This is a genomic window from Paraburkholderia fungorum (assembly GCF_046027215.1).
In the GTDB taxonomy this organism is placed as follows: Bacteria; Pseudomonadota; Gammaproteobacteria; order Burkholderiales; family Burkholderiaceae; genus Paraburkholderia; species Paraburkholderia fungorum_D.
In genome coordinates this window covers 1,906,539-1,928,977 of record NZ_JAQQEN010000002.1, presented here as the reverse complement: position 1 = coordinate 1,928,977, position 22,439 = coordinate 1,906,539, and the positions used below count along the sequence as shown (strand labels likewise).

Genomic DNA, 22,439 nt, shown 5'->3' with positions numbered 1-22,439 from the left:
GAGTGATTTCACGCCATGTCCCGCACCTCTACTCTGGATCAATGCGCACCTGCCGTGCCCGATGAACTGCTCGCGCTTGCGCTTGACGCCGTGCTGTTCACTCTCCCGCTGTACGAAATGACGCGCATGCGTGCGGCCGCATCGTCGCGACGTGACGACGCCGGCCGTTTCGCCGGCGGCTCGCCGGACTCGACACTGCGCTGGGTGAATCGCTGGGTTCATACCCGCCAGCTCCTTGGGCCGCGTAATCGCGAAGTGGTCACGCCGAATAACGACACGCTGTATTCGAGCGTGTGGCTCGATCTGAGCGAAGGCCCATTGCTTCTGCACGTGCCGGATATGGGCACACGCTATTACGTGCTGGGCTTGCTCGACTTTTACACCAATCCGTTTGGCTATATCGGCAGCCGCACGACGGGCAGCGCAGCCGGCACTTTCCTGCTGCATGGTCCGGACTGGCAAGGCGTGGTGCCCGAAGGCGCGCGCGCACTGAGCTGCCCGACGCCGTCTGTATGGATGATCGGCCGGCTGCTGATCGACGGCCCCGACGATCTCGCGGAGGTGATCGCGTTGCAGGACCGCCTTGTCATCGAGCCTCTGGCGGAGGGTGGCGCGCAGGTGCCGCGTCTGATCGATGCCGGCATGCGGGCGCAGGATCGCGCGGGCGATCCCGTGCAATTTGCGCGCATCGTGAACCGTGCGTTGGCCGAGAATCCAGCGGCGGCTGAAGCGGCGGCCATGCTCGAGCGTTTTGCCGCGTGTGGAATCGGCGCGTCGTGCGACGCCGATGCGCTGACGGATGTGCAGCGCGATGCGCTCTCGCGCGCGATTGCACAGACCATCGACACGTTATCCGCGCCGCAACCGTCGGCGCTGGGTGGCGGATGGTTCCTGCCGGTCGACGTGAGCGAATCGTTCGGCACGCGATACACCGAGCGTGCGCAGGTGGCGCTGAACTACATTGGCGCATTGGGCGTCGAGGAGGCCATGTACGTGGTCGCCGACCGCGACGCCGACGATATGCCGCTCGATGGCGCAACGTCTTACGTGCTGCATTTTCCGCCCGGTGGGCAATTGCAGACCGATGCGTTCTGGTCGATCACCGCGTATGACAAGGCGAGTTGTTTGCTGGTTGAGAATGGCATTGAACGATATTCCGTGGGGGACCGCACGCCGGGTTTGCGGTTTGATGAGGATGGCGGATTGCGCATTGCCATTTCGGCGCGGGAGCCACGCGATGCGGTGTTGCGGGCGAACTGGTTGCCCGCGCCGGGTGGGTCGTTTTATCTCGCGATGCGGTTGTATTGTCCGCGGGAGGTGCATCTGGCGCGGGGGTTTTTGTACCCTGCGGTTACGCGCGATCTGGATTTGCCGGAGTGAGGGGCGCTCTTGGTTTGCATGCAGGCGCTATGGGGTTGTGGCTTTTTCTGTTTGTGCGGGTTTTGTTTGCACCGTTATGGCTTGCTCCGCTATGCGAAATCGGATGGACCGGGGGCGGGGACGCCGGGGGGTGGGTCGGTTTCGCCTAGGGCGTCTGGGTTGTTCTCTGGGTCGCCCTTTTCCGGCAAGGGCTGGTCGAGGCCCGGTTCGACCGGCGTCGGGATTGCGTCGCCTATCGGCTTGGAAACGTCAGTCGGCGGACCGCCAGGGGATTCAGAACGCTTTTGGTCCGGCTCCGCCGGAAAGGATGTTTGGGTTGGCATTGTGATGGGTCCTGTTTTGTGGGGTGATCTGGACTGCGCAAGAGGTGTGCCTGAGGTTTTTTTGCCTTTTGCGGCGGCATTTTCCTTGTGCCTACGGCGGTGGCCTTTCCTTGTTTTGTTATTGGTTTATCAGCGTCGCCCCGCACAGGGGCAATTTCGGAAAATAGACGGCGCGTACGGTGCCTTGTCTGGTAAGGCTTTGCGACCGGCTAGGCCATTTTCGGGCAGTTTCCGCCTATTTTTTTGCCTTTACGTTGACTACTTCCGCGTGTTCGTCGCAAGCCGTTCCCGCTAGATGCGATGCGCAATGTACGTGAAACGGAGGTGTCAACGTGCGACTCAGTTCGGCCACGAGCGGGCGTTCGACGTGACCGCCGGGATTGTCAACAATTGACACGTCTAGAAGCGCAGTTGCAGCGCCCCCCTCGTCCGGATAGGTGCGGAGCAACCTGTGGCGAACTACGCTGGTCGGCTCAAGAAATACTTGTCGTCGGCGCAGTAGCGCCGCTGCTTGAACCTCGCGAGGCGCTGAGCGGACTGCTCGCGTGCGGCGCTGCTATCGGACCAAAGCCAAATGGCACATCACTTGATCTCCTGTCAGGCTAAAGCTGCTTAGTAGGGTCTTCTCACCGGGCGCGTCGTCATATGGTCAATCTCAACCAAATCGTCGCTGTGGTCGACGATGACGAATCAGTTTGCCGGGCCATCAGCCGCTTGCTGCGTTCCGTCGGAATAAAGGCCGAGACGTTTTCCAGTGGCGAGGAATTTCTAGGCGCGCTTTCGACGACAGCTTCGTGTTGGCCCGCGTGTGTGATCCTGGACTTTCAGATGCCGGGGATCAACGGGCTGGAGTTACAGCGCCGCCTTGCCCCGACTCTCGTGCCAGTAATCTTCACCACTGCGAACGACGATCCTACTGTTCGAGAGAAGGCCCTTGCGTCGGGCGCCGCTGGCTATCTGCGCAAACCATTTGATGACACCACATTGTTTACGGCCGTGGGAATAGCGATTGGAGTTGCGCCAATTTCTGTAGAACGCTTTACCGCGTAGTTGCCTACGCTGCGGTTCTATCCTCATCGAGCCATGCTTATCCCGAAGGTGGCCGTCCATGCGTCGGCTGCAGTCCTCTGCGTGACGCGCGGTTTTGGAGTTCATGCGTGCGGCGGCCTCCGGCAGAGTTCGGCCACAAACCGCTATTCACACGCGTCGTCGATCGGACGTTCAGCCGTAGGCTCCGCACCGTAACCGGACATACGATTATCTAGGACGAACGCTCCTTCATCGCCAGTTTGGGACGTTCAGTTACGGGTCGAACCTGCCCAGCAAGAAGAATGTTCGACTCGTTTCCGAGAGCGTCAGGCATCGCCGAACGAGCATTGAGAGCTTAGCCCTCGGCATCGCGAGGCAGGGACGACCTGCCAACAGATTGAAACCGAGATGAAGAGGACACGCAACTAAGGCTTGCGGAGTCGGTATTGACCACGTACATGCCAGACATAATCTAGCGTCGCGCTCTGACCACCCTCCTAAATGTGTCGCAAGTTAACGTTGCTTACGAGACGTTGCATCGGCCGCCAGCGCACAGCCCTCGGAAGCCAGTGTTCAACTCGTAATCGGCAGCTCGACGCTACTCTGTCTCAAATGCGGCGCAGCGCTCGACCCGGCGATATCAGAGGCGATTTGATCGCTAGCTTTTCCCCCTTAGAAACGGTGACGCACGCCGACAGTCGCCTCAACCTGGTTGTTCGTGGACGACGGCGCACTCACGCCGTTGATCCAGGCTACGCCCAACGGCGAATTGCTGCTCGTACTCACGCCTTGCCAAGTTCCTTGAAGATAAATGTCCGTACGCCGTGACAAACTGTAATCAGCCATCGCGCTCACCTGGTTCCAGTGCGGACTGCCGCTGCCTGCATTGCCGCCCGCGCGCGAGTACGTGTAGGCGCCCGAGAGTTCCACCACGGGTGTCAGCGCATAGCGCAAGTTACCTTCGAAGTTCTGGAAGTGCGTACTGAAGCCCGTCTGGAACAGCTGTGTCAGGTTGGTCTGCGTATATACAAAGCCAGCAACCGCCGGGCCGAACGTGTAATTCACCCCACCACCCCAAGTCTGCTGGCGGGCGGCCATCGCCCCTAACGGAACCGTGGTTGGCGCCAGGAGGCCTTGAAGTGACGCGCCGGTCGTATCGGTAACTGCACCGTTCGTATTGACCTGCCCCGGGGTCCGCGCGGCGCTGTTCAGGTGCAGATATCCAGCCCCGAAGTTCAGTGGCCCCCACACGTAAGACATGCCCACACTGTAGGCGCGATTGTTTGAAAAGCCACCGGATTGATTCGAAAAGCCATACAACGCGCCGAGCTTGAACCCGGCATACTCCGGACTCTCATATTTCACCGAATTATTGATCTGGAACGAATCGTTCAGGTTGTCAATGTCGAAAGGGTGGGCGAAGTGCGTGCCGCCAAATTCCGTGCCCGTCATCGAAAGCGGCGCCACGAAGTCGACCATGTCATCGGTCTGGCGACCCAGCGTGAGCGTACCGTAGTCATGGCTGGACAGGCCAACAAAGGCTTGGCGGTTAAAGATGCGATTGTTCGACGACAACTGCCCGTTGTTCACGTTGAAGCCGTTTTCCAGTGTAAAGACGGCCTTTAACCCACCGCCCAGATCTTCAGCCCCACGGAGCCCCCAACGGCTGTACTGCACCGAGCCGCTGGTCATCTGCCAGTTGCTGTGACCGCCCGAGCCCGTTCCGGTAATCTGGCTGTTTGTGTAAGTCAGGCCCGCGTCGATCAAGCCATACAGCGTCACACTGCTCTGGGCATGCGCCGAACCTGCCAGGGTGATCAGCGCCGCGCCGGCTATCAGGGATTTTTTCATTCGCTTGCTCCAGTAGATCGCTCGACAGGATTCTCGTGAATTGCTTCACACAGAGACGCGCCCAAACTTAGCATTACGAACATCTAGATTCAGAAGTATATGTCGCTGTCTGTGCAGCGAGGATGTTGACGTACGCGCGTCCGTTGCTCCCGAGCAACCGACGGTTGAGTGTCGGATCAACTGCGAGCGCGACCGACCGGAATTACTGGGCCGGGTTGCACCCGCGGAGATATGACGCCAAAAAGCTGCCGCTGCCGCAAGGCGAATGTTTTCGACCGGCGGCTTACGGCGAAGGGGCTGAACGCGTACAGTCGGCCATCTACGGCCACTGGCCCGCTCTTTGACCCGGGCACTTGAAAGTCGGCTCCGCAACAGACACCGGGACCGCCTTGCTGCGAAGCTTGGTGTTGGCGGTTTTGAAAAGGCAATGTCTTCCTACGCTAGACTTAAGGCCCGTGCAACGTGCGAAGGGTGTCACATGCGATACCGGATGGGAGATGCTCCGGACCTTACGCGTCTGCTTCTGTCAGGCTTTTCGGAGGTACCGCAACCGGCCGTAGTGGAAGGTTTGGACCGCTATCTCTGGAGGCATGCCCGCTTTGGCTACGCGGAGCAGCTTGCGGATGCATTGCATGACGTTCAGTCGGGCTCCGCCGGCGATTTTCTTTATCACCAGAAGAGCGGACTGCTGTTCGCACACGTGGAGCTTGGCTATCACCAGTTGTTCCTCGCGCACCTATGCGCCCTGCATAAAACGGATTTTTCCCGCGAACATGTAAAGTGGAACGTACATCGGTTTGGCTACTCGGACCCGATCAGAAAGCTTGCTGATGACTGCGTGAGCGAAGGGTACGGACTGTTCCTATCGTCCTTTTCGAACGGAAAGTGCATCACCGTCGGACAGGCCTTCGCGTGGGGACCGCTTGAGCGGGCAGCCTTTGGCAATCTCGAACAAGATCTCGTTTGATTTAATGTGGGGCCCGTTTGACGGGAGCCGACTATTCGCACGGCGCCGCAAGTTGTGGGTGGCCGGATTCAGCCACCAGGAGGATCTTGGCGCGCTACTGCGAACGACCGAAGTGTCCCGATGCTGTTGAAAAAGTCGCGTCAGTTGGTTAGCCCACCGCTGGCCGGAAAATCGACCTCTCAGATCGGCCTACACGCAGTTCGCGGACATCGATTATTCCCCTCGTAGTCGAATGGTCAGGCTGGGGCGCGATTGCCGCCGTGACTAAACACTCGGGCACGGCGGGAATCGCGTCACGCAGCTTGCGATACTGAGTTCGATGTTCGTGGCCGGTTAAGGACCGCTATCGCCTCCTGCAGCTTGGCGTCGCGCGCCTTCAGATAGCGTTGGGTCATGCGGCTGTCCGTGTGGCCGAGAATCTTTTGTACGTGATAGACCGGCACGCCTTCGTTAATCATTCGTGTGGCCGTGTGATGGCGCGTGTCCATGAAACGGAAGTCCTTGATCTGCGCCGCCTTCCTGATCTTGAGCCAGTCACGCACCTCGATCAGACGCTCGCCCATCTCGTTGATAAAGACGAACTCGAATTTCGTCTGGCGTCGCCATGCCTTCAGGACGGCCAGCGCTTCATCATTGAGCGGCAGCACGCGGCGGCGCTTTACCTTGGTCGTCCACGGCTCGATGGTGACGGTTCTTGCGGTCCAGTTAATCGCGGTCCAGCGCAGCCGCATGATTTCGGAGCGGCGCATGCCGGTGTTTACCGCGAGCAGGATCGCTGGCTTGACGTGATCGACGTACAACCCCCTCGCCGCGCGACGAAGAAACCTCACTGGCCCGTTGTGTCTTCAACCGAAGAATCGGCGCTTCAACCCACCGCCACGACACACCCGCAATCACCAGCGATATCACGAACGACGCGACAATCCCCACAGCATGCGCCCACACCGGCACGGCGCCACCGAACAACGCCTCCGCATGACGATTGCGCGTGAGATCGGGAATCAGATTGTGATAGAGATAAAACCCGTAACTAATGCGCCCAAAACTCACGAGCCAACGAGTCTCCAGCAATTGGATCACCATCGCAGTCCTGCAGCAGGCAATCGAACACACCAGCGCCGCAATACACACCCCATACAACGCGCTGACCAGCGTGAACGCAAACGGATTCTCCAACCCGCTCCATACCGGCTCCGCCGCACACAACGCTACAAGGCAAGCACTCAAAACCAACAAAGTCACACCACGCCCGAGCAGTGCCCGCAAACGGCTACCCTCGCGAGCGATCAGCAAACCGCCCATTCCGCCAAGTGCCAACAGCCAGAAGTTGGTCAGCGGATGCGTATAGACGGTGATCTCCGGCCAGTGTTCTGCACGCATCGCCAGTAACGAAATCAGACCCACCACTATGATCATCACGCACACCGCACGATGCCGCCGCGCAGCGATCAGCAGCAACAACGGCGCAAACACCAGATAAAACTGTTCCTCGATCGCGAGACTCCACAGATGCGAATAACGCCCCGGCCAGTAATGCAGCACCGAGCCGATCCAGAAGTTCGATAAATAAGCGAAGTGAAACGGCATGCCGCTCGCGAGTTCAGGGCTCGCCATTCCAAACGCCATCAGCACGCACATCACCACCAGCATCAGGTAGTAGATCGGAAAAATGCGCAAGGTCCGGCGCAACAGAAAGCGCTTCAGTTCGGCGCCGAACCGGCTGCCGCCGCTCTCGATGCGCGTGCGTTGTGTCGACAGAATGCCGATGATCAAAAAGCCGCTCAACGCAAAGAAAATCCATACGCCGAGATGACCGATCTCGCCAATCTCGCCAAATAAGCGGTGCTGAAAAAACACCATCAGGACTGCAATAGCACGCAATCCGTCGAAGCCGGCAATCCTGTTGTTCATGGGGGGTTGTCTTCCGGGGCGGAGGCGGCGCGTGAAACACGCCGTGCAGCAACCCATCCTACGATGAAAAAAAGCGAAAAAAATCGCACACCACCCGCGTCGATTTTTTTTCGCGTTTATGACCGGATGACACGCACGTGCTCCATGAAAAGCCGCAAAACTTGCCGCGTTCTGCATGCGGGATGACCAAGTATTACCGCTCGCCGACAGCAAAATTTCAGATCGCTGCCAATCCGCCCGCGCTTAGAGGCCGGTTGTCAGCGTGCATCGACGTGGTGCGCGGCCTCGGCGAGAACGTTTTATTGTCTTGGTGTTCCTACGAACAACGGCGGTCGATGACCGCTCGCCAGCGTGCATCGCATGCACGCGCCATCCTGCGAGACTCTCAATGGAATCACGTCGCGGACGCTCGATCGAAGTGGATTTCTTCCGCGGCGTCGTACTGATCGTCATCGTGCTGGACCACATTCCCGGCAGCACGCTGTCGCATCTGATGTTGCATGCGTACGCGCTGTGCGATTCGGCGGAAGTGTTCGTGTTCCTCGGCGGCTATGCGTCGGCAGCCGCGTATACAACAGTGCTTGCGGGCCGTGGCGAACATGCGGCGAAGCTGCGTTTTGTCAGGCGCTGCTGGGAGATCTATCGCGCCTATCTGCTGACCGCCATGCTGACGCTCGTGTCGGGTGCGGTGCTCGCGCTCCTGCATCTGAACCAGCCGATGGTCGAGCTGACCGGCTGGGCGCCTTTCGCGGGGCAGCCGCTGCGCGAAGCGTTCGATATCGCGGTGCTCAGGCGTCAGCCGTATTTGTCGAGCGTGCTGCCCATGTACGTGATCTTCGCGCTATGCGTACCCTTCGCGGTGCCGCTGGCGCGCCGTTCTGTGCTGATGGCGCTGGGTGTGAGCGTGACTGTCTGGGCGCTGGCGCGGCCGCTGGCCGTGCTATTGAGCATTGACGATATGGCCGACTGGGCTTTTAATCCGTTTGCATGGCAATTGATGTTCGTGCTCGGGATTCTGTGCCGGGTGCAACCCATCAGCGAAGCTTTCCACGCAACCCGCGCCGCGCGCTGGCTCACGCGGGGCGCGGTGATCGCGGTGCTGGCCTTCGCCATCGTCAAACTTTTCGTGCTGACGCAACCGCTGCCCGGCACCCTCAAACAGAACCTTTCCGTGGACCGTGTGATCAACTTTCTCGTTATCGCCTGGCTTGCCGCGCAATTCGTACGCATGGGCAGTATCGCGTGGCTCGCGCAACGGCTGCCCGCCGTGGTGACGGTCGGCCGCACCGGGCTCGTGTGTTTCGTCACCGGCACGCTGGTGTCGTTGATCGTCGATACGGCCACGCCGCATATGTTTCGCGGTTTTCGCGGCACGCTGATTGGACTCGGCGGCGATCTGGTCGCGATCGGCGCGGTGCTGATGATCGCGCGCGGCTGGAACGACTGGAAAGGTCAGCAAGCCCGCACGGCGGCCAACGGCGCGGGTTGCGGATGAGGGCGCGATTGCGCCATATGCATGGCATGCGAGGCACGCGCACGGTCGTCATGATCATTGGTGCGTTGGGCTGGCTCGGCGCGGGTCAGCTGTTTGCCGCGGACAACGAAGTGCCGCTCGCGATGCGTTGCGCGGAACTCGCGGGCGCGGTGTTGCCACCTGAACTCATCGCCTTGCCGACCGCGGGCGCGCAGATCGAAAGCGCGGCCATGGTGGGCGCCACCGCGCCCGGCAACCAGCAAGGCGGCGAATATTGCCGCATGACCGGCCGTATCAAGGCGCTGAAGGCAGGCACGCCCGACATCCGTTTCGACCTGAATCTGCCACGCCGCTGGAACGGCCGCGCGTTGCAGATCGGCGGCGGTGGCTATAACGGCGTGGTGGTGAGCGGCACGGGCGTGATGCCGTTTTCGCCGAATCGCGCACCGCTCGCGCAAGGGTACGCCACTTTCGGCGACGACTCGGGGCATGTCGGCGATTCGTCGCTCGCGGTGTTCGGCCTCGTCGACGAAGCGGTGACGAACTTCGGCTACGCGCACCTGAAGAAAACGCACGATGCCGCGCTTGCACTGATCGCGCGTGCCTACGGCCGGCCGCCGCAGCGCATGTACTTCGCCGGCGGCTCGACCGGCGGGCGCGAAGGCTACACGGTCATGCAGCGCTATCCGGACGATTACGACGGGGTCATCGCCAATTCGCCCGCGCTCAATTTCTCCGGCGTGCGCCTGCTGGGGGTGGAGCTTGGGCAGGCCGAATACGCGAGACCCGGTGGCTTCGTTTCACCACTCGCGCTCGAACACGTGTATCACCAGACGCTGGCTGTGTGTGACCGGCTCGACGGCGCGGCAGACGGCATCGTCAGCGACGTGGCCGCCTGCCGCGAGCGCGAAGCGGACATCATCGCGTCATTGCGCTGCGCTGGGCACATGCCCGCACACGATGAATGCCTCAGCGACGCGCAACTGTCCACCTTGCTGGTGATGCGCGATGGTCTGTCGTTGCCGTACCGTCTCGCGTGGGACGTGAGTGGCTACAGCGGCTATAACGTATTTCAGGGGACGCATCTGACGGGCTTGCTCGGACTCGGCCACCAGCCCGACCGTTTGCCTGTGCCGAGCTTCTTCGCGAACGGTTACCTGTTCGCGCAGGGCGACGGCTACGTCCGCTATTTCGTGGCACATGACGCGAATTTCGACTCGCTACGCTTCGATCCGCAACACGCTGGAAAATATCGCGCGCAACTGGTTGCGCTGTCACAGACGATCGGCGCGATGAATTCCGATCTCGCGCGCTACATCGCACGAGGCGGTAAGCTCATCACGTTGCAAGGCCTCGCCGACGAAGTCATCAGCCCGAATCAGACGATCGCCTATTACGAGGCGCTGGTCGATCGCTTCGGCACGGACCAGGTCGATACGTTCATGCGCTTGTATATGGTGCCGGGATTCCAGCACGGCAGCGGGGTGTTCATTCCGTCAGTCGATCTGTTGAGCGCGCTCGACAACTGGGTGACACGGGGCATATCGCCCGAAACCCTGACGGCGACGGATATCGCGGCAGCGACCAACGGACGCTCGCGTCCGTTGTGCCGCTATCCGCTGTTCCCACGTTATCTGGGGAAGGGCAATCTGAATCTAGCCAGCAGTTTCGTGTGCGCCGAACCGTGACGGTGGATCACCGCCGTTTGGGGCAGTGAACCACGCACACTTCCATAGCGGCTACTGGCCATTCTGCATCGTGCCGTTCGTGCCGTTGTTCATGCCGTTACCCGTACCGCTTCGCGTACCGTTGTTCATGCCTTTGCTCATGCCGCTATTCGGACGGTTCATCGAAGGGCTATTGGGCGATGCGCCGGTACCCGTGCCCATCCCGCCACCCATGCCGGTCACGCCCGGCGAGCCGTAGCCGGAGTCACCCGGGCTTTTCATCGTACCGGGGCCGACGCCCGGTGTGGCCGTGCCGCCAGCGCCACCGGCCGTGCCGCCGCCCGCACCCACGCCCGTCCCGCCGGCGCCAGCCGCTCCTCCGCCACCGCCGCCCGCGCCACCTCCAGCCTGAGCATAAACACCGGCGGACAGCGCCATCACGAGCGCCGAAGCAAAGATTGTCCTGGTCACGTGTTTCATGATTCACCTCTATGGAGTCGGTTGATGTCACGCAAGCGCAAGTCGCTCGCATAAGCGAACTGCCGCAAGCGGTGTGCCGCGCGCTTGCCAGCAGCATGTCGGGAGTCGAGCATCCCGTGTGCCCGGCGCTGTGCTGAAAGAGCGGGAATAACCGTAGTTATCCGAAGTAATGCTGACCGATCATGGGGGCGGTGAACAAACGCGACAGGAAGGTCATGCAAACGTTAGCGTGCCGCGCAGCATGCGACCCGGGCACCGGATCGTGCTGCGCGGGAGCGGGCCGATGTTGCGTGCGGCTGACAGGCAATAGTTACCTTGTTTCGCGTTACGTGTAGCGATTTCGAGTAAAAGCAGCCGATTCGAAACGCCATATCACGCGCCTTTGGCACCTGGCATCGCCATGTCATGCGATTAGGGGACGTAGCATTGTGAAGGCACGCGCGCGCATGCTAGAGTCCAATCGCTCAATTGGCGGCACCACCGAACACGAGTAAAAGTACATGGCCCGGCGCATCGCGCCATCCGCTGTTCAATGACTGGGGAAACTGTATGGAAACGCTTGGCGGAAGCCGTCTCGCCCAACTCTTCAACGAACGGCAAAGCGAGTTGCTGGGCGAGTGGGTGGCCCAGCAATACGCCATCGCGTCGCGCCGCGGCGGTGTCGCCGAAGTGCAGTTGCGCAACCAGTTTGTGCAATTCGTCGCGCTGACCTGCGCCGCGCTCGGCGCGTCTGAACAGGTGAACTTCAGGACCCCTGCATGGGACGAGGTGCGCGGTTTTCTCTCCGAAGTGTCGACCCAACGCGCGCGGCAGGGCTTCACGCCGGGCGAGACCGCCATGTTCGTGTTCTCGCTGAAGGAACCGCTGTTTGCGCGTTTGCGCGCGGAGCTGTCAAATGAACCCGCCACGCTGGCGGAACTCACCTGGACCATCAGCACGTTGTTCGACGCGCTAGGCCTCTACACCACGGAAGTCTTCCAGACGAGCCGTGAGCAGGTGATCATGCGCCAGCAGCAGGAACTGCTCGAACTGTCCACGCCGGTCGTGCAGCTATGGGATGGCATCCTCGCGCTGCCGCTGATCGGCACGCTCGATTCGGCGCGCACTCAGGTCGTGATGGAAAGCCTGCTGCAAAAGATCGTCGAGACCGGCGCGGCCATCGCGATCATCGACATCACCGGCGTACCTACGGTGGATACCCTTGTCGCGCAGCATCTGCTCAAGACCGTCGCCGCCGCGCGGCTGATGGGCGCCGATTGCATCATCAGCGGGATTCGTCCGCAGATTGCGCAGACGATTGTTCATCTGGGCGTGAACCTGTCGAACGTGACGACCAAGGCCACGCTCGCCGACGCGTTCGTCGTCGCGTTGCAACGCGCCGGCAAATCGGTGCTGGGGGCGGTCCACAAACTGGAAGCACCCGGCGCATTGCGCGGCAACCAGTTTGCCGGCGACTGACGCCGGCTCACGCGCACACCTACCGGACCCGGCGATGGAACGCATTCCAATCTTGCGGATGGGCACGCTGCTGCTCGTGACCATCCAGGTAGACATGCACGATCGTCTCGCGATGACGCTGCAGGACGATCTGATGAACCGCATCGTCAAGGATCGCGCGAAGGGCGTGCTGATCGACATTTCGTCGCTCGACGTAGTGGATTCGTTTATCGGCCGCATGATCGGCGATACCGCCGCGATGGCGCGCGTGCTCGACGCCCAGACGGTGGTGGTCGGCATGCAGCCGTCCGTGGCGATTACGCTGGTCGAACTCGGCCTTGCGCTGCCCGGCGTGCGCACGGCATTGAATGTTGAGAAGGGCATGGCGTTGCTAACCGGCACGGAATCGCTTTGAACGCCATTCCCGGTCAGCCGCCCGATAGCGACCCCCTCTCCGCTGTGACGCGCAACGGCAAAACAGCCGGCCCTGACGGTCAGCCGCCCGAGGAGATCATGCCGATCCGCTCGGACGAGCAGATCGTGCGGCTGCGTCGCCACGTGCGCGAAAAAGCGGTCGCGTTAGGGCTGTCGTTAATCGATCAGACGAAATTCGTCACCGCGGCGAGCGAGCTCGCCCGCAACACGCTCACGTACGGCGGGGGCGGCGACGTCCATTCTTATACGGTCCAGCGCAATGGCCGCGTGGGCCTGCGGCTCGAATTCATCGACAACGGGCCCGGCATAGCGGATATTCAGAGAGCGCTGACCGACGGCTATACCAGTGGCTCGGGTCTCGGCCTGGGTCTCGGCGGCGCGAAGCGGCTGTGCGACGAATTCGAAATCCGTTCAGCACCTGGCGAGGGTACTCATATTTCTGTGACGAAATGGAAGCCGTTCTGAACGGGTCGAGCGCTACCCAGCAGCGCTTTGAAATCGGCGATTCGAGCCAGGTGTCGTTTGCGCGGCGCGGTATCGGCGAACTCGCGCACAGCGTCGGCTTCAGCGAGACGGCGCTGGGGCGGCTGGCGATCGTCGTCACCGAGTGCGCGACCAATCAACTCAAACATGCGCAGCGCGGCGAGTTGCTGGTGCGGCCGATCAGCGAGGATTCGCAGCCGGGCGCACCGCTGTCGACGCTGTCGCCGCTGTCAACGCGTTATGGCATCGAACTGCTCGCCATCGACAGCGGCCCGGGCATGCACGATCTGCACGCCTGTTTCGTCGACGGCTATACGACGGCCGGCAGTCCGGGCAACGGCATGGGCGCGATTCAGCGCCTTGCCGACGCGCTCGACATCTGGAGCGCGCCCGATCTCGGCACGGTGCTGCGCGTGGTGGTGTGGTCCGGCGCCGACTCGCCAGTCGCGGCGGATCGCGCGCCAGTCGAGTACGGCGGGATCAATCTGCCGCTGCAGGGCGAGACGCTGTGCGGCGACGCGTGGTCGTGCGGCTACGCGCAAGACGAATTCACGGTGATGGTGGCCGACGGACTCGGCCACGGACCGCTGGCCAATAGCGCGGCCATGGCCGCCATCGACACCTTTGCGCGGATCGGGCCGTCTACTGTCGAGGAAATCGTGCGGGCGTCGCACGAAGCGTTGCGACCCACGCGCGGCGCGGCGCTCGGCGTCGCGCGCATTCCGGCGCGGGCCGCGGCGGACGGCGCGCCCGGCAGCGCGCGCTTTTGCGGCGTCGGCAACATCGCGGCGAGCGTCTGGACGCCGTACGGCCATCGCCATCTGGTGTCGCACGCCGGCATTGTCGGGCACCAGTTGCGCAAGGCGCAGGAATTTCAGGTCGACTGGCCGCAAGACGGCTTGTTGATCCTGCACTCGGACGGCCTCGCCACGCGCTGGGATCTGGGCCGCTATCCGGGTCTCGCCATGCGTCATCCGGCGTTGATCGCGGCCACGCTGTACCGCGATTTCACTCGCGTGCGTGACGACGTTACGGTATTCGTCGCGCGCGCCCGCCCCGCGGAGCACCTTTGATGACCGCGACGCTCCATGTCATGCCAATCGACGGCGAGCTCGCGGTGGTCGCCGCGCGGCGTCGCGCGCGCGAACTCGGCGAAGCGCTCGCCTTCACGGCGCAGGATCGGACGCGCATTGCCACCTCGGTGCTCGAAGTCGCGCGTGCCGTGCTGGCAGCCACACCGGAAGGGCGCGCGGAATTTCTGCTCGACGAAACGAGCCGCCCGCAAAGCCTGCTGATCCGATTCGTTGCGCCTGCAACGGCCCTTGTTCGTCTGTCCGAGCGGCCCGGTAGCCCCGCGCGCACGAGCGATGGCGACGAACCGTCCGGCGCGTTGGGCGTGCTTGCCGCGCAGCGTCTGATGGATGCGTGCGCGTTCGAAGAGACGACGGGCGGCGCGGTCGTCACGTTGACCAAGCGCTTGCCGGAGCACGCGCCGCCCGCCACGGCCGCCACCATAGCCGTCGCAGCGTCGCGCGCCCAGCATGTTGCCGCCTCGGGCAACGAAGGCTCGTTTGACGAAGTGCAGCGGCAAAACCGCGAACTGGTCAACGCGCTCAGCGATCTGCAGGAGCGTCAGGAAGAACTCGTGCGGCTCACGCGTGAACTCGAAGACACCAATCGCGGCGTAGTGGCGCTCTATGCCGAACTGGACGAGCGCGCTGACCACCTGCGCCGCGCCGACGAAGCCAAGTCGCGCTTCCTGTCGAACATGAGCCACGAATTCCGTTCGCCGCTCTATTCGATTCGCGCGCTCTCCAAGCTGCTGATGGATCGCGCTGACGGCGATCTGACCGAGGAGCAGGCCAAACAGGTACGCTTCATTCGCAAGGCGGCGGAGGAGCTGTCCGAAACGGTGGACGACCTGCTCGATATCGCCAAGATCGAAGCGGGCAAGATCGAATTGCGGCCCGCCGAATTCGAAGTCGCCAATCTGTTTTCGGCGTTGCGCGGCATGCTGCGTCCGCTGGTGCCGGCAAGCGGTGTCGATCTGCTGTTCGATCCATGCGACGACATTCCGCCGGTCTATACCGACGAAGGCAAGGTCGCGCAGATTCTCCGCAATTTCATATCCAATGCATTAAAGTTCACCGAACAAGGCGAGGTGCGGGTACGCGCGCACTACGACGCCACCCGGCGATATCTGGCCTTCTCGGTGAGCGATACCGGCATCGGCATCGCGCTCGAGCATCAGCAAAGCGTCTTCGAAGAATTCGAGCAGGTGGAAAACCGCCTGCAGAACTACGTAAAAGGCACCGGTCTCGGGCTGCCGCTGTGCAGCAAGCTGTGCAAGCTACTGGGCGGCACGGTCGAGCTCGAAAGCGAACTGGGCAAGGGCTCGACTTTTACAGCGACCATCGAGGCGTATCTGCCGCTCGACGGGAGCGCCGGGCCACGCGTGGCGGTCAGCGCCAGTGGCGTGAGCGGCAGGAGCGCCACGAACGACACAAGCGACACAAACGGTGTACACCTGTGATGGCGCCCACCCACCTCGATCTCCACTGACGCATACACGGACACGACTTTCCATGAGCGACGCGACCGCAAATCTGATTCTGAACGTCGACGACAACGACGGCGCTCGCTATGCCAAGAGCCGCATTCTGTCGCGCGCGGGCTTTGTGGTGATCGAAGCCGCCAACGGCGCCGAGGCGATTGAACGGGCGCGTCTGTCGCTGCCCGACCTCGTGCTGCTCGACGTCAAACTGCCCGACATCAATGGTTTCGAAGTGTGCCGTCTGATCAAGTCGACGCCCGAGACCGCCGGCATTCTCGTGCTGCAAACCTCGGCGGCGGCGGTGCAGAGCATCGACAAGATTCGCGGGCTCGACGGCGGCGCGGACAGCTATCTGATCGAGCCGATCGAACCGGCCGAGTTGATCGCGCATGTGCGCGCGCTGTTGCGGGTACGGCGCGCGGAGGGCGCACTGCGCGAAAGCGAAGAGCGCTTCCGCCAGATGGCGGAGAACATCGACGACGTGTTCTGGATGCTCGATCCGTCGAGCGGCCAGTTGCTGTACGTGAGCCCCGCGTATCGCCGCCTGTGGGGCGACGACGCGAATGCGCCGGTTCCCGGCGCGGGTCACTGGGCCGGCCGGATTCATCCGCAAGATGCGGACGCGGTCGGGACGGCATATCGCGCGCTGGCATCCGGCGAGCCGTATGAAATCGAATACCGGGTCGTGCATTCCAATGGCGAGACCCGCTGGGTCGCCGAGCGCGCCTTTCCGGTGCGCGACGCGCGCGAGCGGATTGTGCGGCTGGCCGGCATCGTCAACGATATCTCCGAGCGCAAGGCCAATGACATGGTGCTGCGCGACGCCGATCGCCGCAAAGACGAATTCCTTGCGATGCTCGCGCACGAATTGCGCAACCCGCTGGCGCCGATCCGCAATGCTATCGAGGTGCTCGATCCAAGCCGTTCACCGTCGCCGGAAAACTTCGACGCGATGCGCGCGGTGATCGGCCGCCAGGTCAAGCACCTGAGCCGCCTCGTCGACGATCTGCTCGACGTGGCCCGCATCACGCAGGGCAAGATCACGCTGCGCCAGGAAATCGTCGGCCTTGCCGCCGCGATCGAGGCGGCGATTGAAACGGCAGGCCCCACGCTTAGCAAGAAGGGCCACACACTCAAGACCAGCATGCCCGACGAGCCGCTGTTTATCGTCGGCGATGGCGTGCGGATTGCGCAGGTGCTCGGCAATATTCTTTCGAACGCAGCGAAGTACACGCCGCAAGGCGGCGACATTCTGATCGCAGTCCGCGAACTGGATGACAACGTCCAGATCAGTGTGCGCGATAACGGCGTGGGCATGGCTGCCGAGACGATCCCGCATATCTTCGACCTGTTCGTGCAGTCGGAGAATTCGCTCGAACGCTCCGAAGGAGGACTCGGCATTGGCTTGCCGCTCGCGCGAACGCTGGTCGAATTGCATGGCGGCCAGATCGAGGCGTTTTCCAACGGTCCGGGGCAGGGCAGCGAGTTTGTGGTGCGCCTGCCGCTCACACGCTTGTCACAAGCCGGCCAGCCGATCGTGAGCACACCGGTCGCCGCGCCGCAAGCCGCGGGGCCGGCTTTGCGCCTGCTGCTGGTGGACGATAGCTTGGACGCTGCCACGGCCATGTCGCTGGTGCTCGAATCGGATGGCTACGAGGTGCGCGTGGCGCATGAGGCTGGGCACGCGCTACAGATTGCCGATGCGTTCAGGCCGGAAATCGTGCTGCTCGATCTGGGCTTGCCCGGCATGGACGGCTTTCAGCTCGCGCAGGAGATGCGCAAACGCGCCGCCACGGCCAATGCGCTGCTGATCGCGGTGACGGGCTATGGGCAGGCGGCCGACCGTCTGCGCACGCAGGAGGCGGGCTTCGATCACCATCTGGTGAAGCCGGTGTCGTCGGAAGAGATTCAGCGGGTGATCGCCGGCCGCTTTCCGGACGGGCAGCGCTGAACCCAGGTATTATGCGGAGCGGTGTCGCCACACCGGCCAACCTCTGCCACCGTCGAATCCATGCAGCCAATCGTTTCGGTTACGAATCTGTCGAAAACCTATGCCACGGGTTTTCACGCGCTGAAGAACATCAATCTGGCGATCCGCCCCGGCGAGATCTTCGCCTTGCTCGGCCCGAACGGCGCGGGCAAGACCACCCTGATCAGCATTATCTGCGGCATTGTCAATGCCAGCGAGGGTAGTGTGACGGTGGACGGCCGCGACATCGGCACCGACTATCGCGCCGCCCGTTCGCTGATCGGCCTCGTACCGCAGGAACTGACCACCGATTCGTTTGAAACCGTCTGGGCGACCGTCTCGTTTAGCCGCGGACTGTTCGGCAAGCCGAAGAATCCTGCTTACGTCGAAAAGGTGTTGCGGGATCTGTCGCTGTGGGAAAAGCGCGATAGCAAGATCATCACGCTGTCGGGTGGCATGAAGCGCCGCGTGCTGATTGCCAAGGCGCTCTCGCATGAACCGCGCGTGCTATTTCTCGACGAACCCACGGCGGGCGTCGACGTGGAATTGCGCCGCGACATGTGGAAGCTGGTGCGCTCGCTCGCCGCGAGCGGCGTGACGATCATTCTCACCACGCACTACATTGACGAAGCAGAGGAAATGGCCGACCGCATCGGCGTGATCAACGCGGGCGAGATCATGCTGGTTGAAGAGAAAACCGAGCTGATGCGCAAGCTCGGCAAGAAGCAGTTGACCTTGCAACTGGAGAGTCCACTCGAGCAACTGCCGGCCGTTCTGGCGGCCTACAAACTCGATGTCGCCAAGGGCGGCAACGAGTTGATCTATACGTATGAGGGCGAGGGCGGCCGCACCGACATCATCGCGCTGCTCAAGGCGCTCGACGACGCCGGCATCCGCTTCAAGGATCTACATACGACGCAAAGTTCGCTCGAAGACATTTTCGTCAGTCTGCTCCGAGGTAACCAATGAATATCTACGCCATTCGCGCGATCTACAAGTTCGAGATGGCGCGCACCTGGCGCACGCTGATGCAGAGCATCATCGCACCGGTGATTTCGACTTCGCTTTACTTTGTGGTGTTCGGCGCGGCTATCGGCTCGCGGATCAAGGAAGTGGACGGCATCAGTTACGGCGCGTTCATCGTGCCGGGTTTGATCATGCTGTCGTTGCTGTCGCAAAGCATTTCGAATGCCTCGTTCGGGATTTACTTTCCGCGCTTTACCGGAACGATCTATGAACTGCTCTCGGCGCCCGTGTCGTATCTGGAGATCGTGGTGAGCTATGTGGGCGCGGCGGCCACCAAGTCGATTCTGCTCGGGCTGATCATTCTCGCCACCGCGGGTCTGTTCGTGCCGTTGCAGGTGCAGCACCCGTTCTGGATGATCCTGTTTCTGGTGCTCACGGCGATCACGTTCAGTCTGCTCGGTTTCATCATCGGCATCTGGGCCGATAGTTTCGAGAAGCTGCAACTCGTACCGTTGCTGATCATCACGCCGCTCACGTTTCTCGGCGGCAGTTTCTATTCGGTCGCCATGTTGCCGCCGGTCTGGAAGGTCGTGACGCTGTTCAATCCGATCGTTTATCTGGTCAGTGGCTTTCGCTGGAGTTTCTATGGCCTCGCCGATGTGGATGTCGGCGTGAGCCTGGGCATGACGGCGTTGTTTCTCGCTGTATTTCTCGTGATCGTGGCGTGGATCTTTAGGACCGGCTACCGGCTGAAGAGCTAGCCATGCAAAACTGACTGGTGGTGAGCGGCGGTTAGCCTCGGGTGAGTTGCACGGCGCGGCGCCTGACTGAACGCCAACACCATGATGTATCGGGCTATCGAGCTATCAGGCGACGATGGCAGGATGCGCCTGCACCGGACCGCCCAACGCCTCGCGATGCGAAGGCGGCTGGCGGCCGTCGAGTTCGGCGATGCCGTATTCATGCGCCACCTCCGCGCCGACCCGCACCATGCCCGACTTCTGCATCCGTCGCGGATCGCGATACAGCGCGTCGATCAGCCGTCCGGTGAATTGAGGTGTTTCCGCCAGTTCGCTGAAGCCCTAGGCCGCGCCGTGCATATAACAGCTGCGCGGCCTCGATACTCACCGTAAACGCCGTGCCATATTGGGTGCCGTTTTCCTGCGCCATCGGCGCGAGCTTCAGGCGTGCGCAATGCTCGGCGCTCAGCGTCAGACAGACGAGGCCCCGGCCAAAGCGCGCCATGAAATTGATCGCTTCCGGCCTCACATGATCGGCGGCGATCAGCAGATCGCCTTCGTTCTCGCGATCATCCTCGTCGACCAGAATGATCATGCCGGGCGTCACACGGACGCCCGGCAGCGGCTACTTTTTCACCCTCGTTGATCAGGACACGTACGCCTGAGCGACGTTGATCAGCTGCACGCGATTGCGCACGTTGAACAACTGCCGCAAGCGGCGCAAGTGGTAATCGACGTTATGCGGCGACAGCCCGAGGAAGTAGGCGATTTCCTTGTCGCGCTGTCCCTGCACGACCGCCCTCAACACCGCGTGCTGCAAGTCGCTCAGCGTGACGCGCTGTCGCTGCGCGGGCGCAATGCCGATCACGCTTTTCGCGTGGGTCCAGATGAATTCGTGGATCGTGTGCGCGAACATCAGCGTTTCGGCCACGATAGATTCAGTCATCCAGCGCGGGTTGCCGATCTCCGAGTTGAAGCACAGGCTCGCGCTCAGTTCCGGCTCGGGCAGCGGCATCAGCGTGAGAATCCCGCTTTTGCGGCCGGTCACTTCCAGCATGTCGATCAGACTGGCCAGGCGCTCGCTGCGCATCTGTGCGCGCGGCAGGTTGGCGCGCATGTCGGCCGTATTCCAGAGGAACGGCAGACCGGTCGGCGAGGCCAGCGTGACGCGCGGATCGAGCTCGAAGTAGCGCTCGCGGAAATAGCGCGTCAGCCAGCTCTGCGACTCGTAGCTCGTCAGCACGAACATCGTCTTGTGGTGCGCCGTGGTGCGTGTGGCGGTATAGCTGAACGAGTCGAAGCCGAGCTGCTTGATGCGCCGCCGCACGAACTCGATGCGGTCCTGCGCGCTGCCAAAACGCACCAGCGGACTGATCACCGGCGCGGCTCGCCGCGCGGCCGGCGAGGGCGTGCCGATCTCCTCCTCAGTGAAGAGGGTCAGGAAACCGGCCGGCGCCACGCCTGATGCCGACCGGGTTGAGGCGATCGATGCTTCAGCCGCGTGGGCTGATTTCGCGGGTTGCCGCGCGCCGGCCTGGTAAGCCGTCTGTGCAGTAACCGCTGAGTTGTGAGCTGCCGACGCGTGACCGGCTTCACCTTGCGGCGAGCCCGTCAGCCAGTGCGGCAGCGTATCGCATTCGTGTTCCATGAAACGGTAGCTCCGGCGTTCAAAACGCGTGAAAGACGAGAACCTGAATGATTAGCTATTTCCAAAAATTACGGTAGCCGGTTCCTTGCTATCATTTTTGAGATCTTGCGCTGACCGCAGCGCTGCGCGTGCGGCAGGTTGACTCATTTGCATACGTGACCTCCCAGGAAGAGACGCGATGGCCAGAATTCCAAAGCTGACAACGACACTCGCCTACGACCGCTACCTCGCGGGCCAGAAACTGGTGTCGAGCGTGGATCGCCCGTGGCGGCACCTGGTGCTGCGCTCCTATCTCGAACCCGCCGAGCAGGCACTGCTGGAGACGCCCGGACTGCAGGACGTCACGCTGATGACCCTCGGCAGCGGCGCTGAACACCTCGAGCGCAACCTGAACGGGCGCTGGGAGAGCGCCGACCTGCGGATGGGCGACGTCTGGTTCGTGCCGCCGGCGCCGATCTCCTGGCGCTGGCATTCGATCAGCGACGAGCCTTTGTCGACCGTTCACCTGCATCTCGAGCGCAGCCTGATCGACAGCGTGGCCGACCAGATGGAGCTTGGCGGCTCACGCGAACTCTCGCTCGGCAATGCGATGCGGCTGCACGATCCACTGATCGCGGCGATGCTTGGTGCATTGCACCGCGCAGCAGGCGACCCCGCCGACTCGCGCCTCTATGTCGATGCGCTGGCGCATGCGCTGGCCGCCCATCTGTTACAGCACTACTCGCGCGGCCAGAGCGGCACGGCCGGCGTGCTGGCGCGGCCTGAACGGCTGGTGCCGCGCCGGATCCGCCGCGTGACGGACTACATCCGCGCCAATCTCGCCGCCGATCTGGCAATCAGCGAACTGGCCACGCACGCCGGACTCAGCAGTTTTCACTTTGCCCGCGTGTTTCGCCATGAGACGGGCGAGACGCCGCATCAATTCGTGACGCGCTTGCGGCTCGAGGAAGCAGCGAGACTGCTGCGCGCCACGGATCAGACGGTGCTGCATATCGCGCTTGCGGTTGGTTTCGAGAACGCCAGTCATTTCTCCGTGCAGTTCAAGCGAGGCTACGGCGTGACGCCGCTCGCCTACCGGTTGCGCGGCTGAGATACGGATTGCGCGGCAGGATAGTCGCGGGCTGG

The 22,439-nt window shown here is 62.2% G+C and carries 20 protein-coding genes and 2 pseudogenes; 14 read left to right on the top strand and 8 right to left on the bottom strand.

Features of this window, described 5'->3' with window-relative positions; translation table 11 throughout:
• Window positions 1-15 precede the first annotated feature (15 nt).
• On the top strand, window positions 16-1,380 hold the full coding sequence (locus PQR27_RS29155; protein ID WP_408527052.1) for a DUF1254 domain-containing protein: 1,365 nt from the start codon (window positions 16-18) through the stop codon (window positions 1,378-1,380).
• Between the two features lie 89 nt (window positions 1,381-1,469).
• Here PQR27_RS29155 and PQR27_RS29150 read toward each other — a convergent pair whose 3' ends face one another.
• Complete coding sequence (locus PQR27_RS29150) at window positions 1,470-1,703, bottom strand: hypothetical protein (protein ID WP_408527051.1); 234 nt, start codon at window positions 1,701-1,703, stop codon at window positions 1,470-1,472.
• A gap of 645 nt (window positions 1,704-2,348) precedes the next feature.
• Between PQR27_RS29150 and PQR27_RS29145 the strand changes: the two genes are divergently transcribed.
• Window positions 2,349-2,753, top strand: a complete 405-nt coding sequence (locus tag PQR27_RS29145) for a response regulator transcription factor (RefSeq protein ID WP_408527050.1) — start codon at window positions 2,349-2,351, stop codon at window positions 2,751-2,753.
• A 651-nt stretch (window positions 2,754-3,404) separates the two neighbouring features.
• On the opposite strand, the gene PQR27_RS29140 is transcribed toward PQR27_RS29145, so the two are convergent.
• Window positions 3,405-4,583 carry a porin gene (locus PQR27_RS29140; protein ID WP_408527049.1) on the bottom strand — a complete coding sequence of 393 codons (1,179 nt, stop codon included), beginning with the start codon at window positions 4,581-4,583 and terminating at the stop codon, window positions 3,405-3,407.
• A gap of 568 nt (window positions 4,584-5,151) precedes the next feature.
• Between PQR27_RS29140 and PQR27_RS29135 the strand changes: the two genes are divergently transcribed.
• Complete coding sequence (locus PQR27_RS29135) at window positions 5,152-5,550, top strand: hypothetical protein (RefSeq protein ID WP_408527048.1); 399 nt, start codon at window positions 5,152-5,154, stop codon at window positions 5,548-5,550.
• Between the two features lie 293 nt (window positions 5,551-5,843).
• Here the strand turns inward: PQR27_RS29135 and PQR27_RS29130 are convergent, their stop codons facing one another.
• Together PQR27_RS29130 and PQR27_RS29125 are read right to left on the bottom strand one after the other, a co-directional pair.
• Window positions 5,844-6,299 (bottom strand): tyrosine-type recombinase/integrase, encoded by a 456-nt coding sequence (locus PQR27_RS29130; RefSeq protein ID WP_408527047.1) that lies wholly within the window; start codon window positions 6,297-6,299, stop codon window positions 5,844-5,846.
• Window positions 6,256-7,461, bottom strand: a complete 1,206-nt coding sequence (locus PQR27_RS29125; protein WP_408527046.1) for an acyltransferase family protein — start codon at window positions 7,459-7,461, stop codon at window positions 6,256-6,258. Before PQR27_RS29125 ends, PQR27_RS29130 begins: the two co-directional genes overlap by 44 nt.
• 388 nt (window positions 7,462-7,849) lie before the next feature.
• Between PQR27_RS29125 and PQR27_RS29120 the strand changes: the two genes are divergently transcribed.
• Together PQR27_RS29120 and PQR27_RS29115 are read left to right on the top strand one after the other, a co-directional pair.
• Window positions 7,850-8,956, top strand: coding sequence for an OpgC domain-containing protein (locus tag PQR27_RS29120; protein ID WP_408527045.1), 1,107 nt, complete (start codon window positions 7,850-7,852; stop codon window positions 8,954-8,956).
• Between the two features lie 50 nt (window positions 8,957-9,006).
• Window positions 9,007-10,623 (top strand): tannase/feruloyl esterase family alpha/beta hydrolase, encoded by a 1,617-nt coding sequence (locus PQR27_RS29115; protein ID WP_408528333.1) that lies wholly within the window; start codon window positions 9,007-9,009, stop codon window positions 10,621-10,623.
• 51 nt (window positions 10,624-10,674) lie between these two features.
• Here the strand turns inward: PQR27_RS29115 and PQR27_RS29110 are convergent, their stop codons facing one another.
• Complete coding sequence (locus PQR27_RS29110; protein ID WP_408527044.1) at window positions 10,675-11,082, bottom strand: hypothetical protein; 408 nt, start codon at window positions 11,080-11,082, stop codon at window positions 10,675-10,677.
• 549 nt (window positions 11,083-11,631) lie between these two features.
• On the opposite strand from PQR27_RS29110, the gene PQR27_RS29105 reads away from it, so the two are divergent.
• The 8 genes from PQR27_RS29105 to PQR27_RS29070 all read left to right on the top strand — a co-directional run bounded on the left by PQR27_RS29105 (window position 11,632) and on the right by PQR27_RS29070 (window position 19,687).
• The gene (locus PQR27_RS29105; RefSeq protein WP_408527043.1) at window positions 11,632-12,540 is read left to right on the top strand and encodes an STAS domain-containing protein; all 909 of its coding nucleotides are present in this window, start codon (window positions 11,632-11,634) and stop codon (window positions 12,538-12,540) included.
• Between the two features lie 34 nt (window positions 12,541-12,574).
• Window positions 12,575-12,934 (top strand): STAS domain-containing protein, encoded by a 360-nt coding sequence (locus tag PQR27_RS29100; RefSeq protein WP_408527042.1) that lies wholly within the window; start codon window positions 12,575-12,577, stop codon window positions 12,932-12,934.
• Between the two features lie 98 nt (window positions 12,935-13,032).
• Window positions 13,033-13,419 carry an anti-sigma regulatory factor gene (locus PQR27_RS29095; protein WP_408528332.1) on the top strand — a complete coding sequence of 129 codons (387 nt, stop codon included), beginning with the start codon at window positions 13,033-13,035 and terminating at the stop codon, window positions 13,417-13,419.
• Complete coding sequence (locus tag PQR27_RS29090; protein WP_408527041.1) at window positions 13,404-14,510, top strand: ATP-binding protein; 1,107 nt, start codon at window positions 13,404-13,406, stop codon at window positions 14,508-14,510. The genes PQR27_RS29095 and PQR27_RS29090 overlap by 16 nt, the downstream gene beginning before the upstream one ends.
• The gene (locus PQR27_RS29085; protein WP_408527040.1) at window positions 14,510-15,970 is read left to right on the top strand and encodes a sensor histidine kinase; all 1,461 of its coding nucleotides are present in this window, start codon (window positions 14,510-14,512) and stop codon (window positions 15,968-15,970) included. The genes PQR27_RS29090 and PQR27_RS29085 overlap by 1 nt, the downstream gene beginning before the upstream one ends.
• Window positions 15,971-16,022: 52 nt before the next feature.
• Window positions 16,023-17,942: a hybrid sensor histidine kinase/response regulator gene (locus PQR27_RS29080; protein WP_408527039.1), complete on the top strand. Its 1,920-nt coding sequence runs from the start codon at window positions 16,023-16,025 to the stop codon at window positions 17,940-17,942.
• Window positions 17,943-18,002: 60 nt separating this feature from the next.
• The gene (locus PQR27_RS29075) at window positions 18,003-18,929 is read left to right on the top strand and encodes an ABC transporter ATP-binding protein (protein WP_408527038.1); all 927 of its coding nucleotides are present in this window, start codon (window positions 18,003-18,005) and stop codon (window positions 18,927-18,929) included.
• Window positions 18,926-19,687 (top strand): ABC transporter permease, encoded by a 762-nt coding sequence (locus PQR27_RS29070; RefSeq protein ID WP_408527037.1) that lies wholly within the window; start codon window positions 18,926-18,928, stop codon window positions 19,685-19,687. Before PQR27_RS29075 ends, PQR27_RS29070 begins: the two co-directional genes overlap by 4 nt.
• A 105-nt stretch (window positions 19,688-19,792) precedes the next feature.
• Here the strand turns inward: PQR27_RS29070 and PQR27_RS29065 are convergent.
• The 3 genes and pseudogenes from PQR27_RS29065 to PQR27_RS29055 form a co-directional block, all read right to left on the bottom strand.
• Window positions 19,793-20,005 (bottom strand): annotated as a pseudogene (locus PQR27_RS29065) (SDR family NAD(P)-dependent oxidoreductase); the annotation flags it as partial.
• Window positions 20,006-20,033: 28 nt separating this feature from the next.
• Window positions 20,034-20,261, bottom strand: a pseudogene (locus PQR27_RS29060) (3,4-dihydroxy-2-butanone-4-phosphate synthase); the annotation flags it as partial.
• Window positions 20,262-20,312: 51 nt separating this feature from the next.
• Window positions 20,313-21,314 (bottom strand): helix-turn-helix transcriptional regulator, encoded by a 1,002-nt coding sequence (locus PQR27_RS29055; protein WP_408527036.1) that lies wholly within the window; start codon window positions 21,312-21,314, stop codon window positions 20,313-20,315.
• Between the two features lie 178 nt (window positions 21,315-21,492).
• Here PQR27_RS29055 and PQR27_RS29050 point away from each other — a divergent pair, with 178 nt between their 5' ends.
• A complete protein-coding gene (locus PQR27_RS29050) occupies window positions 21,493-22,404 on the top strand; it encodes a helix-turn-helix domain-containing protein (RefSeq protein WP_408527035.1) in 912 nt (303 codons plus the stop codon).
• Window positions 22,405-22,439 lie beyond the last annotated feature (35 nt).

Bases quoted from the DNA above. Each gene is read 5' to 3' on its own strand.
- PQR27_RS29155 (WP_408527052.1), top strand. From the start codon at position 16: ATGTCCCGCACCTCTACTCTGGATCAATGCGCACCTGCCGTGCCCGAT.
- PQR27_RS29150 (WP_408527051.1), bottom strand. From the start codon at position 1,703: ATGCCAACCCAAACATCCTTTCCGGCGGAGCCGGACCAAAAGCGTTCT.
- PQR27_RS29145 (WP_408527050.1), top strand. From the start codon at position 2,349: ATGGTCAATCTCAACCAAATCGTCGCTGTGGTCGACGATGACGAATCA.
- PQR27_RS29140 (WP_408527049.1), bottom strand. From the start codon at position 4,583: ATGAAAAAATCCCTGATAGCCGGCGCGGCGCTGATCACCCTGGCAGGT.
- PQR27_RS29130 (WP_408527047.1), bottom strand. From the start codon at position 6,299: ATGCGCCGCTCCGAAATCATGCGGCTGCGCTGGACCGCGATTAACTGG.
- PQR27_RS29125 (WP_408527046.1), bottom strand. From the start codon at position 7,461: ATGAACAACAGGATTGCCGGCTTCGACGGATTGCGTGCTATTGCAGTC.
- PQR27_RS29120 (WP_408527045.1), top strand. From the start codon at position 7,850: ATGGAATCACGTCGCGGACGCTCGATCGAAGTGGATTTCTTCCGCGGC.
- PQR27_RS29115 (WP_408528333.1), top strand. From the start codon at position 9,007: ATGATCATTGGTGCGTTGGGCTGGCTCGGCGCGGGTCAGCTGTTTGCC.
- PQR27_RS29110 (WP_408527044.1), bottom strand. From the start codon at position 11,082: ATGAAACACGTGACCAGGACAATCTTTGCTTCGGCGCTCGTGATGGCG.
- PQR27_RS29105 (WP_408527043.1), top strand. From the start codon at position 11,632: ATGGAAACGCTTGGCGGAAGCCGTCTCGCCCAACTCTTCAACGAACGG.
- PQR27_RS29100 (WP_408527042.1), top strand. From the start codon at position 12,575: ATGGAACGCATTCCAATCTTGCGGATGGGCACGCTGCTGCTCGTGACC.
- PQR27_RS29095 (WP_408528332.1), top strand. From the start codon at position 13,033: ATGCCGATCCGCTCGGACGAGCAGATCGTGCGGCTGCGTCGCCACGTG.
- PQR27_RS29090 (WP_408527041.1), top strand. From the start codon at position 13,404: ATGGAAGCCGTTCTGAACGGGTCGAGCGCTACCCAGCAGCGCTTTGAA.
- PQR27_RS29085 (WP_408527040.1), top strand. From the start codon at position 14,510: ATGACCGCGACGCTCCATGTCATGCCAATCGACGGCGAGCTCGCGGTG.
- PQR27_RS29080 (WP_408527039.1), top strand. From the start codon at position 16,023: ATGAGCGACGCGACCGCAAATCTGATTCTGAACGTCGACGACAACGAC.
- PQR27_RS29075 (WP_408527038.1), top strand. From the start codon at position 18,003: ATGCAGCCAATCGTTTCGGTTACGAATCTGTCGAAAACCTATGCCACG.
- PQR27_RS29070 (WP_408527037.1), top strand. From the start codon at position 18,926: ATGAATATCTACGCCATTCGCGCGATCTACAAGTTCGAGATGGCGCGC.
- PQR27_RS29055 (WP_408527036.1), bottom strand. From the start codon at position 21,314: ATGGAACACGAATGCGATACGCTGCCGCACTGGCTGACGGGCTCGCCG.
- PQR27_RS29050 (WP_408527035.1), top strand. From the start codon at position 21,493: ATGGCCAGAATTCCAAAGCTGACAACGACACTCGCCTACGACCGCTAC.